The 14,599-nt window shown below is 50.2% G+C and carries 24 protein-coding genes and 3 pseudogenes; 11 read left to right on the forward strand and 16 right to left on the reverse strand.

Translation table 11 applies throughout. From position 1 onward, the window contains the following. Nucleotides 1–7: 7 nt before the first annotated feature. Genes GSVR_RS01095 through GSVR_RS01105 form a run of 3 tightly spaced genes read right to left on the reverse strand, consistent with a single transcriptional unit; the run spans nucleotide 8 to nucleotide 1,131 of the window. Nucleotides 8–316, reverse strand: coding sequence for a hypothetical protein (locus GSVR_RS01095; RefSeq protein ID WP_173202471.1), 309 nt, complete (start codon nucleotides 314–316; stop codon nucleotides 8–10). A gap of 43 nt (nucleotides 317–359) precedes the next feature. Further along, nucleotides 360–695, reverse strand: a complete 336-nt coding sequence (locus GSVR_RS01100; protein WP_173202472.1) for a hypothetical protein — start codon at nucleotides 693–695, stop codon at nucleotides 360–362. A gap of 40 nt (nucleotides 696–735) precedes the next feature. After that, nucleotides 736–1,131, reverse strand: a complete 396-nt coding sequence (locus GSVR_RS01105; RefSeq protein WP_173202473.1) for a hypothetical protein — start codon at nucleotides 1,129–1,131, stop codon at nucleotides 736–738. A 169-nt stretch (nucleotides 1,132–1,300) separates the two neighbouring features. Between GSVR_RS01105 and GSVR_RS01110 the strand changes: the two genes are divergently transcribed. From GSVR_RS01110 to GSVR_RS01130, 5 genes are all read left to right on the forward strand, one after another. Next, a complete protein-coding gene (locus GSVR_RS01110; protein WP_173202474.1) occupies nucleotides 1,301–1,678 on the forward strand; it encodes a metalloregulator ArsR/SmtB family transcription factor in 378 nt (125 codons plus the stop codon). 90 nt (nucleotides 1,679–1,768) lie between these two features. Further along, entirely contained in the window at nucleotides 1,769–1,933 is a 165-nt protein-coding gene (locus GSVR_RS01115; protein ID WP_173202475.1) for a hypothetical protein, read from the forward strand. Between the two features lie 18 nt (nucleotides 1,934–1,951). After that, nucleotides 1,952–3,874, forward strand: coding sequence for a cation-translocating P-type ATPase (locus tag GSVR_RS01120; protein WP_173202476.1), 1,923 nt, complete (start codon nucleotides 1,952–1,954; stop codon nucleotides 3,872–3,874). Nucleotides 3,875–4,094: 220 nt separating this feature from the next. After that, the gene (tnpA, locus tag GSVR_RS01125; protein WP_173196373.1) at nucleotides 4,095–4,532 is read left to right on the forward strand and encodes an IS200/IS605 family transposase; all 438 of its coding nucleotides are present in this window, start codon (nucleotides 4,095–4,097) and stop codon (nucleotides 4,530–4,532) included. A gap of 111 nt (nucleotides 4,533–4,643) precedes the next feature. Next, on the forward strand, nucleotides 4,644–5,030 hold the full coding sequence (locus GSVR_RS01130) for a hypothetical protein (protein ID WP_173202467.1): 387 nt from the start codon (nucleotides 4,644–4,646) through the stop codon (nucleotides 5,028–5,030). Nucleotides 5,031–5,309: 279 nt separating this feature from the next. On the opposite strand, the pseudogene GSVR_RS01135 reads toward GSVR_RS01130, so the two are convergent. The 7 genes and pseudogenes from GSVR_RS01135 to GSVR_RS01165 all read right to left on the reverse strand — a co-directional run bounded on the left by GSVR_RS01135 (nucleotide 5,310) and on the right by GSVR_RS01165 (nucleotide 8,077). Further along, a pseudogene (locus GSVR_RS01135) lies at nucleotides 5,310–5,995 on the reverse strand (cytochrome c biogenesis CcdA family protein). Beyond that, nucleotides 5,992–6,372, reverse strand: a complete 381-nt coding sequence (locus GSVR_RS01140) for a co-chaperone YbbN (RefSeq protein WP_173202477.1) — start codon at nucleotides 6,370–6,372, stop codon at nucleotides 5,992–5,994. Before GSVR_RS01140 ends, GSVR_RS01135 begins: the two are co-directional and overlap by 4 nt. Beyond that, nucleotides 6,372–6,602 carry a thioredoxin family protein gene (locus GSVR_RS01145; RefSeq protein WP_173202469.1) on the reverse strand — a complete coding sequence of 77 codons (231 nt, stop codon included), beginning with the start codon at nucleotides 6,600–6,602 and terminating at the stop codon, nucleotides 6,372–6,374. Before GSVR_RS01145 ends, GSVR_RS01140 begins: the two co-directional genes overlap by 1 nt. Nucleotides 6,603–6,674: 72 nt before the next feature. Next, nucleotides 6,675–6,815 (reverse strand): annotated as a pseudogene (locus tag GSVR_RS22285) ((2Fe-2S)-binding protein); the annotation flags it as partial. Between the two features lie 138 nt (nucleotides 6,816–6,953). Next, nucleotides 6,954–7,262, reverse strand: a complete 309-nt coding sequence (locus GSVR_RS01155; RefSeq protein ID WP_173202471.1) for a hypothetical protein — start codon at nucleotides 7,260–7,262, stop codon at nucleotides 6,954–6,956. 43 nt (nucleotides 7,263–7,305) lie between these two features. Next, entirely contained in the window at nucleotides 7,306–7,641 is a 336-nt protein-coding gene (locus GSVR_RS01160; protein ID WP_173202472.1) for a hypothetical protein, read from the reverse strand. A 40-nt stretch (nucleotides 7,642–7,681) separates the two neighbouring features. Beyond that, nucleotides 7,682–8,077, reverse strand: coding sequence for a hypothetical protein (locus tag GSVR_RS01165; RefSeq protein ID WP_173202473.1), 396 nt, complete (start codon nucleotides 8,075–8,077; stop codon nucleotides 7,682–7,684). A gap of 169 nt (nucleotides 8,078–8,246) precedes the next feature. Here GSVR_RS01165 and GSVR_RS01170 point away from each other — a divergent pair, with 169 nt between their 5' ends. The 6 genes from GSVR_RS01170 (at nucleotide 8,247) to GSVR_RS01195 (ending at nucleotide 11,975) form a co-directional block, all read left to right on the forward strand. Further along, nucleotides 8,247–8,624, forward strand: a complete 378-nt coding sequence (locus GSVR_RS01170; RefSeq protein ID WP_173202474.1) for a metalloregulator ArsR/SmtB family transcription factor — start codon at nucleotides 8,247–8,249, stop codon at nucleotides 8,622–8,624. A gap of 90 nt (nucleotides 8,625–8,714) precedes the next feature. Next, on the forward strand, nucleotides 8,715–8,879 hold the full coding sequence (locus GSVR_RS01175; RefSeq protein WP_173202475.1) for a hypothetical protein: 165 nt from the start codon (nucleotides 8,715–8,717) through the stop codon (nucleotides 8,877–8,879). A gap of 18 nt (nucleotides 8,880–8,897) precedes the next feature. Then, nucleotides 8,898–10,157, forward strand: a complete 1,260-nt coding sequence (locus tag GSVR_RS01180) for a cation-translocating P-type ATPase (RefSeq protein ID WP_203978757.1) — start codon at nucleotides 8,898–8,900, stop codon at nucleotides 10,155–10,157. Nucleotides 10,158–10,189: 32 nt separating this feature from the next. After that, entirely contained in the window at nucleotides 10,190–10,819 is a 630-nt protein-coding gene (locus tag GSVR_RS22165) for an HAD-IC family P-type ATPase (protein WP_370552070.1), read from the forward strand. A 220-nt stretch (nucleotides 10,820–11,039) separates the two neighbouring features. Then, on the forward strand, nucleotides 11,040–11,477 hold the full coding sequence (tnpA, locus tag GSVR_RS01190) for an IS200/IS605 family transposase (RefSeq protein ID WP_173196373.1): 438 nt from the start codon (nucleotides 11,040–11,042) through the stop codon (nucleotides 11,475–11,477). 111 nt (nucleotides 11,478–11,588) lie between these two features. Beyond that, on the forward strand, nucleotides 11,589–11,975 hold the full coding sequence (locus GSVR_RS01195) for a hypothetical protein (protein ID WP_173202467.1): 387 nt from the start codon (nucleotides 11,589–11,591) through the stop codon (nucleotides 11,973–11,975). 279 nt (nucleotides 11,976–12,254) lie between these two features. On the opposite strand, the gene GSVR_RS01200 is transcribed toward GSVR_RS01195, so the two are convergent. The 6 genes and pseudogenes from GSVR_RS01200 to GSVR_RS01225 form a co-directional block, all read right to left on the reverse strand. Next, nucleotides 12,255–12,941 carry a cytochrome c biogenesis CcdA family protein gene (locus GSVR_RS01200; RefSeq protein WP_173202468.1) on the reverse strand — a complete coding sequence of 229 codons (687 nt, stop codon included), beginning with the start codon at nucleotides 12,939–12,941 and terminating at the stop codon, nucleotides 12,255–12,257. Next, nucleotides 12,938–13,318, reverse strand: coding sequence for a co-chaperone YbbN (locus tag GSVR_RS01205; RefSeq protein ID WP_173202477.1), 381 nt, complete (start codon nucleotides 13,316–13,318; stop codon nucleotides 12,938–12,940). Before GSVR_RS01205 ends, GSVR_RS01200 begins: the two co-directional genes overlap by 4 nt. Continuing rightward, nucleotides 13,318–13,548, reverse strand: coding sequence for a thioredoxin family protein (locus GSVR_RS01210; protein WP_173202469.1), 231 nt, complete (start codon nucleotides 13,546–13,548; stop codon nucleotides 13,318–13,320). The genes GSVR_RS01205 and GSVR_RS01210 overlap by 1 nt, the downstream gene beginning before the upstream one ends. Before the next feature lie 72 nt (nucleotides 13,549–13,620). Continuing rightward, nucleotides 13,621–13,761 (reverse strand): annotated as a pseudogene (locus tag GSVR_RS22290) ((2Fe-2S)-binding protein); the annotation flags it as partial. 138 nt (nucleotides 13,762–13,899) lie between these two features. Further along, nucleotides 13,900–14,208 (reverse strand): hypothetical protein, encoded by a 309-nt coding sequence (locus GSVR_RS01220; RefSeq protein ID WP_173202471.1) that lies wholly within the window; start codon nucleotides 14,206–14,208, stop codon nucleotides 13,900–13,902. Nucleotides 14,209–14,251: 43 nt separating this feature from the next. Next, complete coding sequence (locus GSVR_RS01225) at nucleotides 14,252–14,587, reverse strand: hypothetical protein (protein ID WP_173202472.1); 336 nt, start codon at nucleotides 14,585–14,587, stop codon at nucleotides 14,252–14,254. Nucleotides 14,588–14,599: the final 12 nt, after the last annotated feature.

Genomic DNA, 14,599 nt, shown 5'->3' on the forward strand with positions numbered 1-14,599 from the left:
CCAAAACCTATTTGAGAACACCTTTAGCTTTCATCATGTCGCAGGGATTCTGACGCATGACCGGCACGGCAACACCTTTTTCTTTGGCCCGGTCTTCCATCTTTTTGTGATGTTCCTCAACGTACTCCTTGCAAGCGCCATACTCAGTGAAACTGCGCATTTTGGTCTGGTGTTCAGTACGTTCCGCCGAGGTCATCAATTGCCAACCGGCGGTATTCTGCTGGTTGCTGCTCCAGCGCCACTGTTTGGCCATGGCTGTGGTGGCAAAAAGTGCTGCTACAAGGATTGCAATTAGTGTTGTTGTGATGGTTTTCATGGTCTTTCTCCTTTTTGGGTTGTGGCAGTGGATACGCACTCACTTAATAAGTGGATCTGACTCTGCCGTTGTTCTTGTGAACAATTACCACATCGCGCACCGTTCCGTTTCCATCCACTAGTTCCACCCTGAAAAACCCGGGCCGCTCATCCATAAATCCGATATGCAGATCGTGACCGATGAGAAATCCTTCGATAACCTTGCGGGCCTCAGCAGCCGTTTTGATGGTAGCCTTGGCACCGTAACAACCGCACTTTCCGTTCTTTTGATAACCACCAAACGGTATTAGAGAATTGGGTTCTTTAGCAAAAGCGGGTGTGGTCATCAGTACGGCCAGGGTTGCATAGAGCGTAATAGATGTTATGTGTGGCTTTTTCATGACAGAGTACCATTGTTGTCTGTTGTTGGTGTGTACGTCCTTACCTGTTTTGATAGGCCGCCTGCATCCTTCCCATCCCTCTGCCCATTCCCATTCCACAGCCCATACCGCATCCTCCCCCGCCCGGACCCGGCAGGCCGTTACTGGTTGCGATGGTGGTAATTTTAGCCTGTAGATCGGTCATTTCTTTGGTGAGTGTCGCAACCCTGCCTGCGTCAACCGGCTGCTTGAGATACTCGTTGCGCAACTCAACTTTCTTGAGCATCATTTCGTTACGCAGAGTCGTGGTCTCGTCCTGAAACTTCTTGACAGCCTCGACACTGACCGGCGTCCCTTGAGCGACCATGCCACCTCCGTACCCCCACGGCCCGGCAAAAGCTGTGCCTGCAAATGCCAAAAGCCCTACCCCGATTACTGTTGCTATGTTTGTTTTCATGGCCAATTACCTCCTTACAAGATGTTTGATACAGTTGAACAGTAACAGGTAAGAGTGAAATGAGTGTGAGCAAATTGTGAAAGAATTGTGATATCAGTCCGGGGAAGAGAGCTTGACAAGCTCGGTAATACACAATACCATGTAATAGTGTTTTGCCCAAGGAGGCACAATGAATCAAAAAGAGAAAACGGAACTACCTGCTTGTACCCTCAAGCCCACCCTGGAGGAACGGAGTCTGATTACTTCCACGGAGAGTGGAGAACTCGTAGCTTTGTTCAAAGTTCTCGCCAACGAGACACGGCTTCGTTTGCTTCACGCCTTGGCTCGCGCGGGAGAGTTGTGTGTGACGGAGCTGGCGGCTGCCGTGGGGATGAAGCCACAAGCTGTTTCCAATCAGTTGCAACGCCTTGCTGACCGAGGCATCATCATGTCCACCCGACAAGGAAACAACATATATTACCGTGTAGCTGACCCGTGTGCGCTCAGTCTCCTCAGCCTCGGTTTCTGCCTTGTCGAGGAGGCCAAGCAGCGCGTCGGCGGATTATAAGGACGGGTTCGATAATGAAGAGGACGTATGCGTTCCAAGGTGAAACGGTAACGCTTAACAAAAAGTCCTAAACAACAAGGAGGTCAAATCATGGAAAAGAAACCCAATGAAGTGAATCCAGGCAAAAAAGGACTCTGGACAATACTCAAGGAGTCAATGAATAAGTCGAGCAGCGGTTGCGGTCCAGGGTGTGGTTGCCATGTCGAGAATCAGGATAAAGAGAAGCAACAGAAAGATGCGCCGGAAAAACCGTAAACGACAAGGAGCAAGCTGATGGTTCGACAAGATGATTCGCGAAACGTGCAGGAAATCCTGATCTTTACGCTTGTTCCGGTAATAGTGGGAGTGCTGACCCTGGCCGCTTGGCTATTGGGGCGTTGGCAGGTCGACCCTGCGTTTCTGGCTGCCGGACTTGCCCTAATTGCCACTGTTTTCGGTGGATGGCAGCGCTTTCTGGCGGGCTTTCGTGACATCGCACACCGCAAGATCACGGTCAACGTATTCGTGACAATAGCTATTTTCGTTACCATAGCCGCCGGAGAGTTTGTACCTGCGGCGGTGATCATTCTGATTATGGCCGTGGTCGGAGCTTTGGAGTCGTACACGCTCGACAAGACACGCCGGAGTATCCGTGGCCTGCTTGACCTCACCCCGCCGATGGCAAACGTGCGGCGCGGCGATGAGGAAGTCTCAGTTTCCGTAGCCGAACTGCAGACCGGAGATATCGTGATAGTACGACCGGGTGATCGCATTCCAGTGGACGGCATAATCACCGTGGGCTCGGCGACCGTTAACCAGGCACCCATCACCGGAGAATCCATGCCGGTGGAGAAACTCAAGGGCCACGAGGTCTTTGCCGGTACCCTGAATGAGAGCGGTCGTCTTGAGATACGCACCACCAAGATCGGCGCAGACACCACTCTTGCCAGAATAGTTCACTTGGTCGAAGAAGCGCAGGAGTCCAAAGCGCCCATTCAAGGGATCGCCGACCGTTTTACCGTATGGTTCCTTCCTACCGTGCTCATACTTGCAGGTATCGGGTATCTGACTTCAGGCGAGGTCAAAATAGCCGTCGCCATTCTGCTGGTTGCATGTCCCTGCGCTTTCGCCATCGCGACACCTTCGGCAGTGGCAGCAGGAATTGCCAATATGGCCCGCCGGTCTGTGCTCATCAAAGGTGGTATCTTCTTCGAAATCGCGGGTAAGATTAACTCTCTGGTCATTGACAAAACCGGTACTCTCACCTTGGGTCGTCCGAAAGTCCTGGAAGTGATCAGCTGCGAATGCGTGTCGGAAAACGAGGTGCTTCGTCTGGCTGCCATAACTGAAAAGTACTCGGAGCATCCTTTGGCAAAAGCGGTGATGGCTTTGGCCAAGGAACGAGCACTTGAGATACCGGACCCCGATGAGTTCAGAATCGAGGTTGGCAAAGGAGTCGAAACTACCCAGGATGGACGGGAGATTGTTGTTGGGAGGGATGTTTTTCTACGAGGACGGGGGATCGCTATTCCCGCTCAAATTGAACAGGCCCTGACTGCTCAATCCGAGTTAGGAAGGACGGCGATCCTGGTCGCCTGTGACCACAAAGTTGTTGGACTCCTGTCAATCGCGGATGAAGTAAAGCCGGAGACAGCAGACGCGATTGCTTCACTCAAGTCGCTTGGCGTGGGCAACATTACCATGTTGACCGGCGATAATGCCAGGGTTGCACAGGCCGTAGCGGCCCAGATCGGGGTGGACGAATTCCGGGCCGAGCTCATGCCGCAGGATAAGCAGTCCGCCATCCAGGAGATGAAAAACGAAGGCAAGACCGTAGCCATGGTCGGTGATGGCATCAATGATGCTCCTGCTCTGGCGCTCGCCGATGTAGGCATTGTGATGGGAGGGACCGGCTCAGACATCGCCATTGAGGCGGCGGATGTGACACTGATGGACGGCAACCTCTCGCGTCTAGTCGAATTTGTGCAGATGTCCCGGAAGGTGTTGCGGCGGATCAAGCTCAATATATTCTTTTCCATAATCTATAACGCTATCGGCCTGACCTTGGCTATGCTCGGGCACCTGACGCCGGTTATGGCGGTCATATTCCAGGAAGCGGGCTGTGTCACAGTCGTACTCAGCTCCACGTTGCTCCTCTGGGCCAAGGTTCCCGGCCCGAAGTTACGACATGCACCTGCGCTTAAAGGAACCACATGAGAACCCAAATTTGAATAGCTGAAAAGGAATGCCTATTTCATTCATCCGCAAAACTGTAGTCAAAACCTCCTTCCCTTCAGAGGGAGGGTTAGGGTTGGAGGGTAATTTCCTTAGGGTAAACCCCGGCTCTGCCGGGGGACCCCAATAGTTTGACAGTTCCTGAAATATGTAGAAGCCTCCCTAACGTGAACCGCTCAAAGTACACGAAAAGGAGGCTTCAATGGACGACACACAAAGTTTATGCCACACGAAATGGGATTGCAAGTATCACGTTGTATGGATTCCAAAATGTCGCCGCAAGGTGCTGTTTGGTCGAATCCGGAAATATCTTGCCGACTTGTTTCATAGTCTAGCCAGGCAGAAAGAGTGCAAGATAGTGGAAGGGCACCTTCAACCTGATCATATTCACATATTGATATCGATCCCACCAAAATACTCCGTTGCACAGGTGATCGGTTTCATCAAGGGCAAAAGTGCAATCCATATTGCGCGAATGTACCTTGGTCAGAAGAAGAACTTTGCTGGTATGAGCTTTTGGGCACGTGGCTACTTTGTATCCACTGTCGGTGCTGACGAGGAAACAATTGCCAACTACATCAGGAACCAGGAAGACGAAGACAAACGTCTGGATCAATTGACATTTTTGCCCGAAGAATGACCACCACTCGTGGTGGTCAGATAATCTTTTGAAAAAACCGCTTCGAGCGGTTCACGACTTTGAAAGCCCCCGGCTTTGCCGGGGGATGCTTACAATATAAAGGAGTCGCATATGAAAAATTCCAAAAATACACGATCACCTGATTTGATAGCAAAATTACTCCAGCTCATCTATAGCAAATCTTTTAACAGCACCAGTTTTTGTATGTTTTGTTTGGAGCCGTCTGAACTGGCAAGCCTTGCTGGTGTTGAAAATCTAACCGATAATGATATTAAGGCTATTGATAAGCACCTAAAAAGCTCTGACTTTGCATTGGTTCCATTATTTGATTGTTTTGTTGTGACTGAAGCTCCAGAAATAGATTTATTGCGGTCAGTCCCTTCCAAACTTCTTAAAAAGTATCAGATTGGTAGTGACGATAGCATTGAAAATGAATATGCGGCTGAGATGTCGCATAAACATGGATTTGGGCAGGGTGATAACCGTAATTATGATTAGTGTTTACTTGCCAATGTCATCTGGCTATACGGAGTTAAAATGTCGTATAGCCAGGACCAAAACATCATGAAAGTGCAGCCATTTCACCACGGCTATCTTTCCTGCAATGATTTTATGACTCCCACCAGTATCTTATACGCAACTTTCTGATCCTCATCATTAAGTTGTGAATGAGATGGTTTCATGAAGTATCAAGTTTTATGTTATGAACATGCAATCATATAGCTGGCAAAAAATAAGCGTCCGATGCACGGACGCAGACAGACTTCGCGCAGGATCTCAAAAATACTGCCAAACGAACCAACCTCCAACCAAAGCTACTATAGACCCACTTACTCGTTTTGCCCAAAGGGAGAAGTTTACGACTCCCCGTGCTTTGACAAATCCTTCGACAAAGCCGGTGAACGTGCCAGCAAAGAGCATCAGCAGGCAATGGCCTATGGCATAGCTGAACAGGAGTGCGATACCATAAAACACCTGACCTTTTCCGGCGACCAGCGTCAGCAGTACTACCAGTACCGGAGTGGCGCAGGGTGAGGAAACAATCCCGAAGAATAGCCCCAGCAGAAACGCACCGACAATTCCGCCTTGCTTTGGTTTGAAGTCCCGTTTAATCGGCAGTCGAATCTCATACAACCCCATCAACTGGCCACCCATGACCAATGCAATGGTTCCTGCGATCAAATACCAAGGCCCTCCCAGAGTGCCGAACATGGTCCCCAAAGACCGGCTGCCGCACCAAAGGCGGTGAAGGTCAGCGACAACCCAAGAACAAAAACCAGGGAATAACGAAAGGCCTTCCACTTGTCGCCATCGCTGTAGCCGCCTACAAATCCGACCACCAGCGGGATGGTTGCCAGCACGCAGGGGGAGGCGGATGAAAGCACCCCGGCCAGGAACACCGCCCCGAAAGCCACCAGCGGATAGAGCGTAATAATCTGTTCGATATTATCGAGAAAGGTCATCTGAGCCCTGCTGTCTTCAATTCCTTTAGAATGTCCGACTTTTCCATAAATCCGGTATGACGCTTCACCTCTTTGCCCTGGGCATTGAAGAAGATCTGGGTCGGGATCATCTGAATTCTGAATTTTTTAGCAGCAGCCTCGTTTTCCCACACATCAATGAACAGCACTCCGGCTTTCCCTTTGTATTCAGTGGAAAGTCCCTCCAGAATCGGCGCCATTTTCTTGCAGGGAATGCAGGCACGGGCGCCTAGGTCAATGACCGTCGGTTTACCGGATGACAGGGCTTGTTTGACTGCGGCATCGGTTGCAGATGGAAGTTCGGCGTATGCCGTGGCTGTTGTCAGCATGATCAATATGAGCAGTTGAAGTGTCTTCATCATGACAGCACCCCCATGATTTCCGCCACGGAAGCGACCTTGCCGGAAAACTTTACCTGTCCATCAACCACCAGCGCCGGTGTGCTCATGACACCGTAAGACATGATTTTAGATATCTCTTCAACCTTGACGACATCTGCCGTCTTGCCACTCTCTTCCACTGCTTTCTTCACATTTTCATAAAGGGTCTTGCATTTAGAACAGCCAGTGCCGAGCACTTCGATCTTCATGATTCATTCTCCTGTGTTGATTTGATCTCTGCTTCAAGCAGTATTTTAATTTCTTTTGAGCAGCAGCGGCCACGGGGATAGCTCCTTGCAACGCCCCTCTGTGCAGGCTCCAGTCATTCGGCGGATATCATCCATGTTTCGGGCACCGTTTTGAATTGCTTCCAAAATTGATCCCTTGCTGACATTACTGCACCAGCAGACCGGCTCATTCATGGGTGCTTCCAAGATGTTTTCAGTAAAGTATTGGCTCACAGTGGTTTAGTTCCTCTTTTCGTGTTTAGTTCCATGCTTACCTCTTGCTAAATGGGGACCTCGGACTATAGGCCCCCATTATTCTCGAAAGGCCAAAACCTATTTGAGAACACCTTTAGCTTTCATCATGTCGCAGGGATTCTGACGCATGACCGGCACGGCAACACCTTTTTCTTTGGCCCGGTCTTCCATCTTTTTGTGATGTTCCTCAACGTACTCCTTGCAAGCGCCATACTCAGTGAAACTGCGCATTTTGGTCTGGTGTTCAGTACGTTCCGCCGAGGTCATCAATTGCCAACCGGCGGTATTCTGCTGGTTGCTGCTCCAGCGCCACTGTTTGGCCATGGCTGTGGTGGCAAAAAGTGCTGCTACAAGGATTGCAATTAGTGTTGTTGTGATGGTTTTCATGGTCTTTCTCCTTTTTGGGTTGTGGCAGTGGATACGCACTCACTTAATAAGTGGATCTGACTCTGCCGTTGTTCTTGTGAACAATTACCACATCGCGCACCGTTCCGTTTCCATCCACTAGTTCCACCCTGAAAAACCCGGGCCGCTCATCCATAAATCCGATATGCAGATCGTGACCGATGAGAAATCCTTCGATAACCTTGCGGGCCTCAGCAGCCGTTTTGATGGTAGCCTTGGCACCGTAACAACCGCACTTTCCGTTCTTTTGATAACCACCAAACGGTATTAGAGAATTGGGTTCTTTAGCAAAAGCGGGTGTGGTCATCAGTACGGCCAGGGTTGCATAGAGCGTAATAGATGTTATGTGTGGCTTTTTCATGACAGAGTACCATTGTTGTCTGTTGTTGGTGTGTACGTCCTTACCTGTTTTGATAGGCCGCCTGCATCCTTCCCATCCCTCTGCCCATTCCCATTCCACAGCCCATACCGCATCCTCCCCCGCCCGGACCCGGCAGGCCGTTACTGGTTGCGATGGTGGTAATTTTAGCCTGTAGATCGGTCATTTCTTTGGTGAGTGTCGCAACCCTGCCTGCGTCAACCGGCTGCTTGAGATACTCGTTGCGCAACTCAACTTTCTTGAGCATCATTTCGTTACGCAGAGTCGTGGTCTCGTCCTGAAACTTCTTGACAGCCTCGACACTGACCGGCGTCCCTTGAGCGACCATGCCACCTCCGTACCCCCACGGCCCGGCAAAAGCTGTGCCTGCAAATGCCAAAAGCCCTACCCCGATTACTGTTGCTATGTTTGTTTTCATGGCCAATTACCTCCTTACAAGATGTTTGATACAGTTGAACAGTAACAGGTAAGAGTGAAATGAGTGTGAGCAAATTGTGAAAGAATTGTGATATCAGTCCGGGGAAGAGAGCTTGACAAGCTCGGTAATACACAATACCATGTAATAGTGTTTTGCCCAAGGAGGCACAATGAATCAAAAAGAGAAAACGGAACTACCTGCTTGTACCCTCAAGCCCACCCTGGAGGAACGGAGTCTGATTACTTCCACGGAGAGTGGAGAACTCGTAGCTTTGTTCAAAGTTCTCGCCAACGAGACACGGCTTCGTTTGCTTCACGCCTTGGCTCGCGCGGGAGAGTTGTGTGTGACGGAGCTGGCGGCTGCCGTGGGGATGAAGCCACAAGCTGTTTCCAATCAGTTGCAACGCCTTGCTGACCGAGGCATCATCATGTCCACCCGACAAGGAAACAACATATATTACCGTGTAGCTGACCCGTGTGCGCTCAGTCTCCTCAGCCTCGGTTTCTGCCTTGTCGAGGAGGCCAAGCAGCGCGTCGGCGGATTATAAGGACGGGTTCGATAATGAAGAGGACGTATGCGTTCCAAGGTGAAACGGTAACGCTTAACAAAAAGTCCTAAACAACAAGGAGGTCAAATCATGGAAAAGAAACCCAATGAAGTGAATCCAGGCAAAAAAGGACTCTGGACAATACTCAAGGAGTCAATGAATAAGTCGAGCAGCGGTTGCGGTCCAGGGTGTGGTTGCCATGTCGAGAATCAGGATAAAGAGAAGCAACAGAAAGATGCGCCGGAAAAACCGTAAACGACAAGGAGCAAGCTGATGGTTCGACAAGATGATTCGCGAAACGTGCAGGAAATCCTGATCTTTACGCTTGTTCCGGTAATAGTGGGAGTGCTGACCCTGGCCGCTTGGCTATTGGGGCGTTGGCAGGTCGACCCTGCGTTTCTGGCTGCCGGACTTGCCCTAATTGCCACTGTTTTCGGTGGATGGCAGCGCTTTCTGGCGGGCTTTCGTGACATCGCACACCGCAAGATCACGGTCAACGTATTCGTGACAATAGCTATTTTCGTTACCATAGCCGCCGGAGAGTTTGTACCTGCGGCGGTGATCATTCTGATTATGGCCGTGGTCGGAGCTTTGGAGTCGTACACGCTCGACAAGACACGCCGGAGTATCCGTGGCCTGCTTGACCTCACCCCGCCGATGGCAAACGTGCGGCGCGGCGATGAGGAAGTCTCAGTTTCCGTAGCCGAACTGCAGACCGGAGATATCGTGATAGTACGACCGGGTGATCGCATTCCAGTGGACGGCATAATCACCGTGGGCTCGGCGACCGTTAACCAGGCACCCATCACCGGAGAATCCATGCCGGTGGAGAAACTCAAGGGCCACGAGGTCTTTGCCGGTACCCTGAATGAGAGCGGTCGTCTTGAGATACGCACCACCAAGATCGGCGCAGACACCACTCTTGCCAGAATAGTTCACTTGGTCGAAGAAGCGCAGGAGTCCAAAGCGCCCATTCAAGGGATCGCCGACCGTTTTACCGTATGGTTCCTTCCTACCGTGCTCATACTTGCAGGTATCGGGTATCTGACTTCAGGCGAGGTCAAAATAGCCGTCGCCATTCTGCTGGTTGCATGTCCCTGCGCTTTCGCCATCGCGACACCTTCGGCAGTGGCAGCAGGAATTGCCAATATGGCCCGCCGGTCTGTGCTCATCAAAGGTGGTATCTTCTTCGAAATCGCGGGTAAGATTAACTCTCTGGTCATTGACAAAACCGGTACTCTCACCTTGGGTCGTCCGAAAGTCCTGGAAGTGATCAGCTGCGAATGCGTGTCGGAAAACGAGGTGCTTCGTCTGGCTGCCATAACTGAAAAGTACTCGGAGCATCCTTTGGCAAAAGCGGTGATGGCTTTGGCCAAGGAACGAGCACTTGAGATACCGGACCCCGATGAGTTCAGAATCGAGGTTGGCAAAGGAGTCGAAACTACCCAGGATGGACGGGAGATTGTTGTTGGGAGGGATGTTTTTCTACGAGGACGGGGATCGCTATTCCCGCTCAAATTGAACAGGCCCTGACTGCTCAATCCGAGTTAGGAAGGACGGCGATCCTGGTCGCCTGTGACCACAAAGTTGTTGGACTCCTGTCAATCGCGGATGAAGTAAAGCCGGAGACAGCAGACGCGATTGCTTCACTCAAGTCGCTTGGCGTGGGCAACATTACCATGTTGACCGGCGATAATGCCAGGGTTGCACAGGCCGTAGCGGCCCAGATCGGGGTGGACGAATTCCGGGCCGAGCTCATGCCGCAGGATAAGCAGTCCGCCATCCAGGAGATGAAAAACGAAGGCAAGACCGTAGCCATGGTCGGTGATGGCATCAATGATGCTCCTGCTCTGGCGCTCGCCGATGTAGGCATTGTGATGGGAGGGACCGGCTCAGACATCGCCATTGAGGCGGCGGATGTGACACTGATGGACGGCAACCTCTCGCGTCTAGTCGAATTTGTGCAGATGTCCCGGAAGGTGTTGCGGCGGATCAAGCTCAATATATTCTTTTCCATAATCTATAACGCTATCGGCCTGACCTTGGCTATGCTCGGGCACCTGACGCCGGTTATGGCGGTCATATTCCAGGAAGCGGGCTGTGTCACAGTCGTACTCAGCTCCACGTTGCTCCTCTGGGCCAAGGTTCCCGGCCCGAAGTTACGACATGCACCTGCGCTTAAAGGAACCACATGAGAACCCAAATTTGAATAGCTGAAAAGGAATGCCTATTTCATTCATCCGCAAAACTGTAGTCAAAACCTCCTTCCCTTCAGAGGGAGGGTTAGGGTTGGAGGGTAATTTCCTTAGGGTAAACCCCGGCTCTGCCGGGGGACCCCAATAGTTTGACAGTTCCTGAAATATGTAGAAGCCTCCCTAACGTGAACCGCTCAAAGTACACGAAAAGGAGGCTTCAATGGACGACACACAAAGTTTATGCCACACGAAATGGGATTGCAAGTATCACGTTGTATGGATTCCAAAATGTCGCCGCAAGGTGCTGTTTGGTCGAATCCGGAAATATCTTGCCGACTTGTTTCATAGTCTAGCCAGGCAGAAAGAGTGCAAGATAGTGGAAGGGCACCTTCAACCTGATCATATTCACATATTGATATCGATCCCACCAAAATACTCCGTTGCACAGGTGATCGGTTTCATCAAGGGCAAAAGTGCAATCCATATTGCGCGAATGTACCTTGGTCAGAAGAAGAACTTTGCTGGTATGAGCTTTTGGGCACGTGGCTACTTTGTATCCACTGTCGGTGCTGACGAGGAAACAATTGCCAACTACATCAGGAACCAGGAAGACGAAGACAAACGTCTGGATCAATTGACATTTTTGCCCGAAGAATGACCACCACTCGTGGTGGTCAGATAATCTTTTGAAAAAACCGCTTCGAGCGGTTCACGACTTTGAAAGCCCCCGGCTTTGCCGGGGGATGCTTACAATATAAAGGAGTCGCATATGAAAAATTCCAAAAATACACGATCACCTGATTTGATAGCAAAATTACTCCAGCTCATCTATAGCAAATCTTTTAACAGCACCAGTTTTTGTATGTTTTGTTTGGAGCCGTCTGAACTGGCAAGCCTTGCTGGTGTTGAAAATCTAACCGATAATGATATTAAGGCTATTGATAAGCACCTAAAAAGCTCTGACTTTGCATTGGTTCCATTATTTGATTGTTTTGTTGTGACTGAAGCTCCAGAAATAGATTTATTGCGGTCAGTCCCTTCCAAACTTCTTAAAAAGTATCAGATTGGTAGTGACGATAGCATTGAAAATGAATATGCGGCTGAGATGTCGCATAAACATGGATTTGGGCAGGGTGATAACCGTAATTATGATTAGTGTTTACTTGCCAATGTCATCTGGCTATACGGAGTTAAAATGTCGTATAGCCAGGACCAAAACATCATGAAAGTGCAGCCATTTCACCACGGCTATCTTTCCTGCAATGATTTTATGACTCCCACCAGTATCTTATACGCAACTTTCTGATCCTCATCATTAAGTTGTGAATGAGATGGTTTCATGAAGTATCAAGTTTTATGTTATGAACATGCAATCATATAGCTGGCAAAAAATAAGCGTCCGATGCACGGACGCAGACAGACTTCGCGCAGGATCTCAAAAATACTGCCAAACGAACCAACCTCCAACCAAAGCTACTATAGACCCACTTACTCGTTTTGCCCAAAGGGAGAAGTTTACGACTCCCCGTGCTTTGACAAATCCTTCGACAAAGCCGGTGAACGTGCCAGCAAAGAGCATCAGCAGGCAATGGCCTATGGCATAGCTGAACAGGAGTGCGATACCATAAAACACCTGACCTTTTCCGGCGACCAGCGTCAGCAGTACTACCAGTACCGGAGTGGCGCAGGGTGAGGAAACAATCCCGAAGAATAGCCCCAGCAGAAACGCACCGACAATTCCGCCTTGCTTTGGTTTGAAGTCCCGTTTAATCGGCAGTCGAATCTCATACAACCCCATCAACTGGCCACCCATGACCAATGCAATGGTTCCTGCGATCAAATACCAAGGCCCTCCCAGAGTGCCGAACATGGTCCCCAAAAGACCGGCTGCCGCACCAAAGGCGGTGAAGGTCAGCGACAACCCAAGAACAAAAACCAGGGAATAACGAAAGGCCTTCCACTTGTCGCCATCGCTGTAGCCGCCTACAAATCCGACCACCAGCGGGATGGTTGCCAGCACGCAGGGGGAGGCGGATGAAAGCACCCCGGCCAGGAACACCGCCCCGAAAGCCACCAGCGGATAGAGCGTAATAATCTGTTCGATATTATCGAGAAAGGTCATCTGAGCCCTGCTGTCTTCAATTCCTTTAGAATGTCCGACTTTTCCATAAATCCGGTATGACGCTTCACCTCTTTGCCCTGGGCATTGAAGAAGATCTGGGTCGGGATCATCTGAATTCTGAATTTTTTAGCAGCAGCCTCGTTTTCCCACACATCAATGAACAGCACTCCGGCTTTCCCTTTGTATTCAGTGGAAAGTCCCTCCAGAATCGGCGCCATTTTCTTGCAGGGAATGCAGGCACGGGCGCCTAGGTCAATGACCGTCGGTTTACCGGATGACAGGGCTTGTTTGACTGCGGCATCGGTTGCAGATGGAAGTTCGGCGTATGCCGTGGCTGTTGTCAGCATGATCAATATGAGCAGTTGAAGTGTCTTCATCATGACAGCACCCCCATGATTTCCGCCACGGAAGCGACCTTGCCGGAAAACTTTACCTGTCCATCAACCACCAGCGCCGGTGTGCTCATGACACCGTAAGACATGATTTTAGATATCTCTTCAACCTTGACGACATCTGCCGTCTTGCCACTCTCTTCCACTGCTTTCTTCACATTTTCATAAAGGGTCTTGCATTTAGAACAGCCAGTGCCGAGCACTTCGATCTTCATGATTCATTCTCCTGTGTTGATTTGATCTCTGCTTCAAGCAGTATTTTAATTTCTTTTGAGCAGCAGCGGCCACGGGGATAGCTCCTTGCAACGCCCCTCTGTGCAGGCTCCAGTCATTCGGCGGATATCATCCATGTTTCGGGCACCGTTTTGAATTGCTTCCAAAATTGATCCCTTGCTGACATTACTGCACCAGCAGACCGGCTCATTCATGGGTGCTTCCAAGATGTTTTCAGTAAAGTATTGGCTCACAGTGGTTTAGTTCCTCTTTTCGTGTTTAGTTCCATGCTTACCTCTTGCTAAATGGGGACCTCGGACTATAGGCCCCCATTATTCTCGAAAGGCCAAAACCTATTTGAGAACACCTTTAGCTTTCATCATGTCGCAGGGATTCTGACGCATGACCGGCACGGCAACACCTTTTTCTTTGGCCCGGTCTTCCATCTTTTTGTGATGTTCCTCAACGTACTCCTTGCAAGCGCCATACTCAGTGAAACTGCGCATTTTGGTCTGGTGTTCAGTACGTTCCGCCGAGGTCATCAATTGCCAACCGGCGGTATTCTGCTGGTTGCTGCTCCAGCGCCACTGTTTGGCCATGGCTGTGGTGGCAAAAAGTGCTGCTACAAGGATTGCAATTAGTGTTGTTGTGATGGTTTTCATGGTCTTTCTCCTTTTTGGGTTGTGGCAGTGGATACGCACTCACTTAATAAGTGGATCTGACTCTGCCGTTGTTCTTGTGAACAATTACCACATCGCGCACCGTTCCGTTTCCATCCACTAGTTCCACCCTGAAAAACCCGGGCCGCTCATCCATAAATCCGATATGCAGATCGTGACCGATGAGAAATCCTTCGATAACCTTGCGGGCCTCAGCAGCCGTTTTGATGGTAGCCTTGGCACCGTAACAACCGCACTTTCCGTTCTTTTGATAACCACCAAACGGTATTAGAGAATTGGGTTCTTTAGCAAAAGCGGGTGTGGTCATCAGTACGGCCAGGGTTGCATAGAGCGTAATAGATGTTATGTGTGGCTTTTTCATGACAGAGTACCA

It is taken from the genome of Geobacter sp. SVR, assembly GCF_016865365.1.
Lineage (GTDB): Bacteria > Desulfobacterota > Desulfuromonadia > Geobacterales > Pseudopelobacteraceae > Pelotalea.

Excerpts from the sequence above, each read along its gene's own strand:
- GSVR_RS01095 (WP_173202471.1), bottom strand. The coding sequence starts at position 316 with ATGAAAACCATCACAACAACACTAATTGCAATCCTTGTAGCAGCACTT.
- GSVR_RS01100 (WP_173202472.1), bottom strand. The coding sequence starts at position 695 with ATGAAAAAGCCACACATAACATCTATTACGCTCTATGCAACCCTGGCC.
- GSVR_RS01105 (WP_173202473.1), bottom strand. The coding sequence starts at position 1,131 with ATGAAAACAAACATAGCAACAGTAATCGGGGTAGGGCTTTTGGCATTT.
- GSVR_RS01110 (WP_173202474.1), top strand. The coding sequence starts at position 1,301 with ATGAATCAAAAAGAGAAAACGGAACTACCTGCTTGTACCCTCAAGCCC.
- GSVR_RS01115 (WP_173202475.1), top strand. The coding sequence starts at position 1,769 with ATGGAAAAGAAACCCAATGAAGTGAATCCAGGCAAAAAAGGACTCTGG.
- GSVR_RS01120 (WP_173202476.1), top strand. The coding sequence starts at position 1,952 with ATGGTTCGACAAGATGATTCGCGAAACGTGCAGGAAATCCTGATCTTT.
- tnpA (WP_173196373.1), top strand. The coding sequence starts at position 4,095 with ATGGACGACACACAAAGTTTATGCCACACGAAATGGGATTGCAAGTAT.
- GSVR_RS01130 (WP_173202467.1), top strand. The coding sequence starts at position 4,644 with ATGAAAAATTCCAAAAATACACGATCACCTGATTTGATAGCAAAATTA.
- GSVR_RS01140 (WP_173202477.1), bottom strand. The coding sequence starts at position 6,372 with ATGAAGACACTTCAACTGCTCATATTGATCATGCTGACAACAGCCACG.
- GSVR_RS01145 (WP_173202469.1), bottom strand. The coding sequence starts at position 6,602 with ATGAAGATCGAAGTGCTCGGCACTGGCTGTTCTAAATGCAAGACCCTT.
- GSVR_RS01155 (WP_173202471.1), bottom strand. The coding sequence starts at position 7,262 with ATGAAAACCATCACAACAACACTAATTGCAATCCTTGTAGCAGCACTT.
- GSVR_RS01160 (WP_173202472.1), bottom strand. The coding sequence starts at position 7,641 with ATGAAAAAGCCACACATAACATCTATTACGCTCTATGCAACCCTGGCC.
- GSVR_RS01165 (WP_173202473.1), bottom strand. The coding sequence starts at position 8,077 with ATGAAAACAAACATAGCAACAGTAATCGGGGTAGGGCTTTTGGCATTT.
- GSVR_RS01170 (WP_173202474.1), top strand. The coding sequence starts at position 8,247 with ATGAATCAAAAAGAGAAAACGGAACTACCTGCTTGTACCCTCAAGCCC.
- GSVR_RS01175 (WP_173202475.1), top strand. The coding sequence starts at position 8,715 with ATGGAAAAGAAACCCAATGAAGTGAATCCAGGCAAAAAAGGACTCTGG.
- GSVR_RS01180 (WP_203978757.1), top strand. The coding sequence starts at position 8,898 with ATGGTTCGACAAGATGATTCGCGAAACGTGCAGGAAATCCTGATCTTT.
- tnpA (WP_173196373.1), top strand. The coding sequence starts at position 11,040 with ATGGACGACACACAAAGTTTATGCCACACGAAATGGGATTGCAAGTAT.
- GSVR_RS01195 (WP_173202467.1), top strand. The coding sequence starts at position 11,589 with ATGAAAAATTCCAAAAATACACGATCACCTGATTTGATAGCAAAATTA.
- GSVR_RS01200 (WP_173202468.1), bottom strand. The coding sequence starts at position 12,941 with ATGACCTTTCTCGATAATATCGAACAGATTATTACGCTCTATCCGCTG.
- GSVR_RS01205 (WP_173202477.1), bottom strand. The coding sequence starts at position 13,318 with ATGAAGACACTTCAACTGCTCATATTGATCATGCTGACAACAGCCACG.
- GSVR_RS01210 (WP_173202469.1), bottom strand. The coding sequence starts at position 13,548 with ATGAAGATCGAAGTGCTCGGCACTGGCTGTTCTAAATGCAAGACCCTT.
- GSVR_RS01220 (WP_173202471.1), bottom strand. The coding sequence starts at position 14,208 with ATGAAAACCATCACAACAACACTAATTGCAATCCTTGTAGCAGCACTT.
- GSVR_RS01225 (WP_173202472.1), bottom strand. The coding sequence starts at position 14,587 with ATGAAAAAGCCACACATAACATCTATTACGCTCTATGCAACCCTGGCC.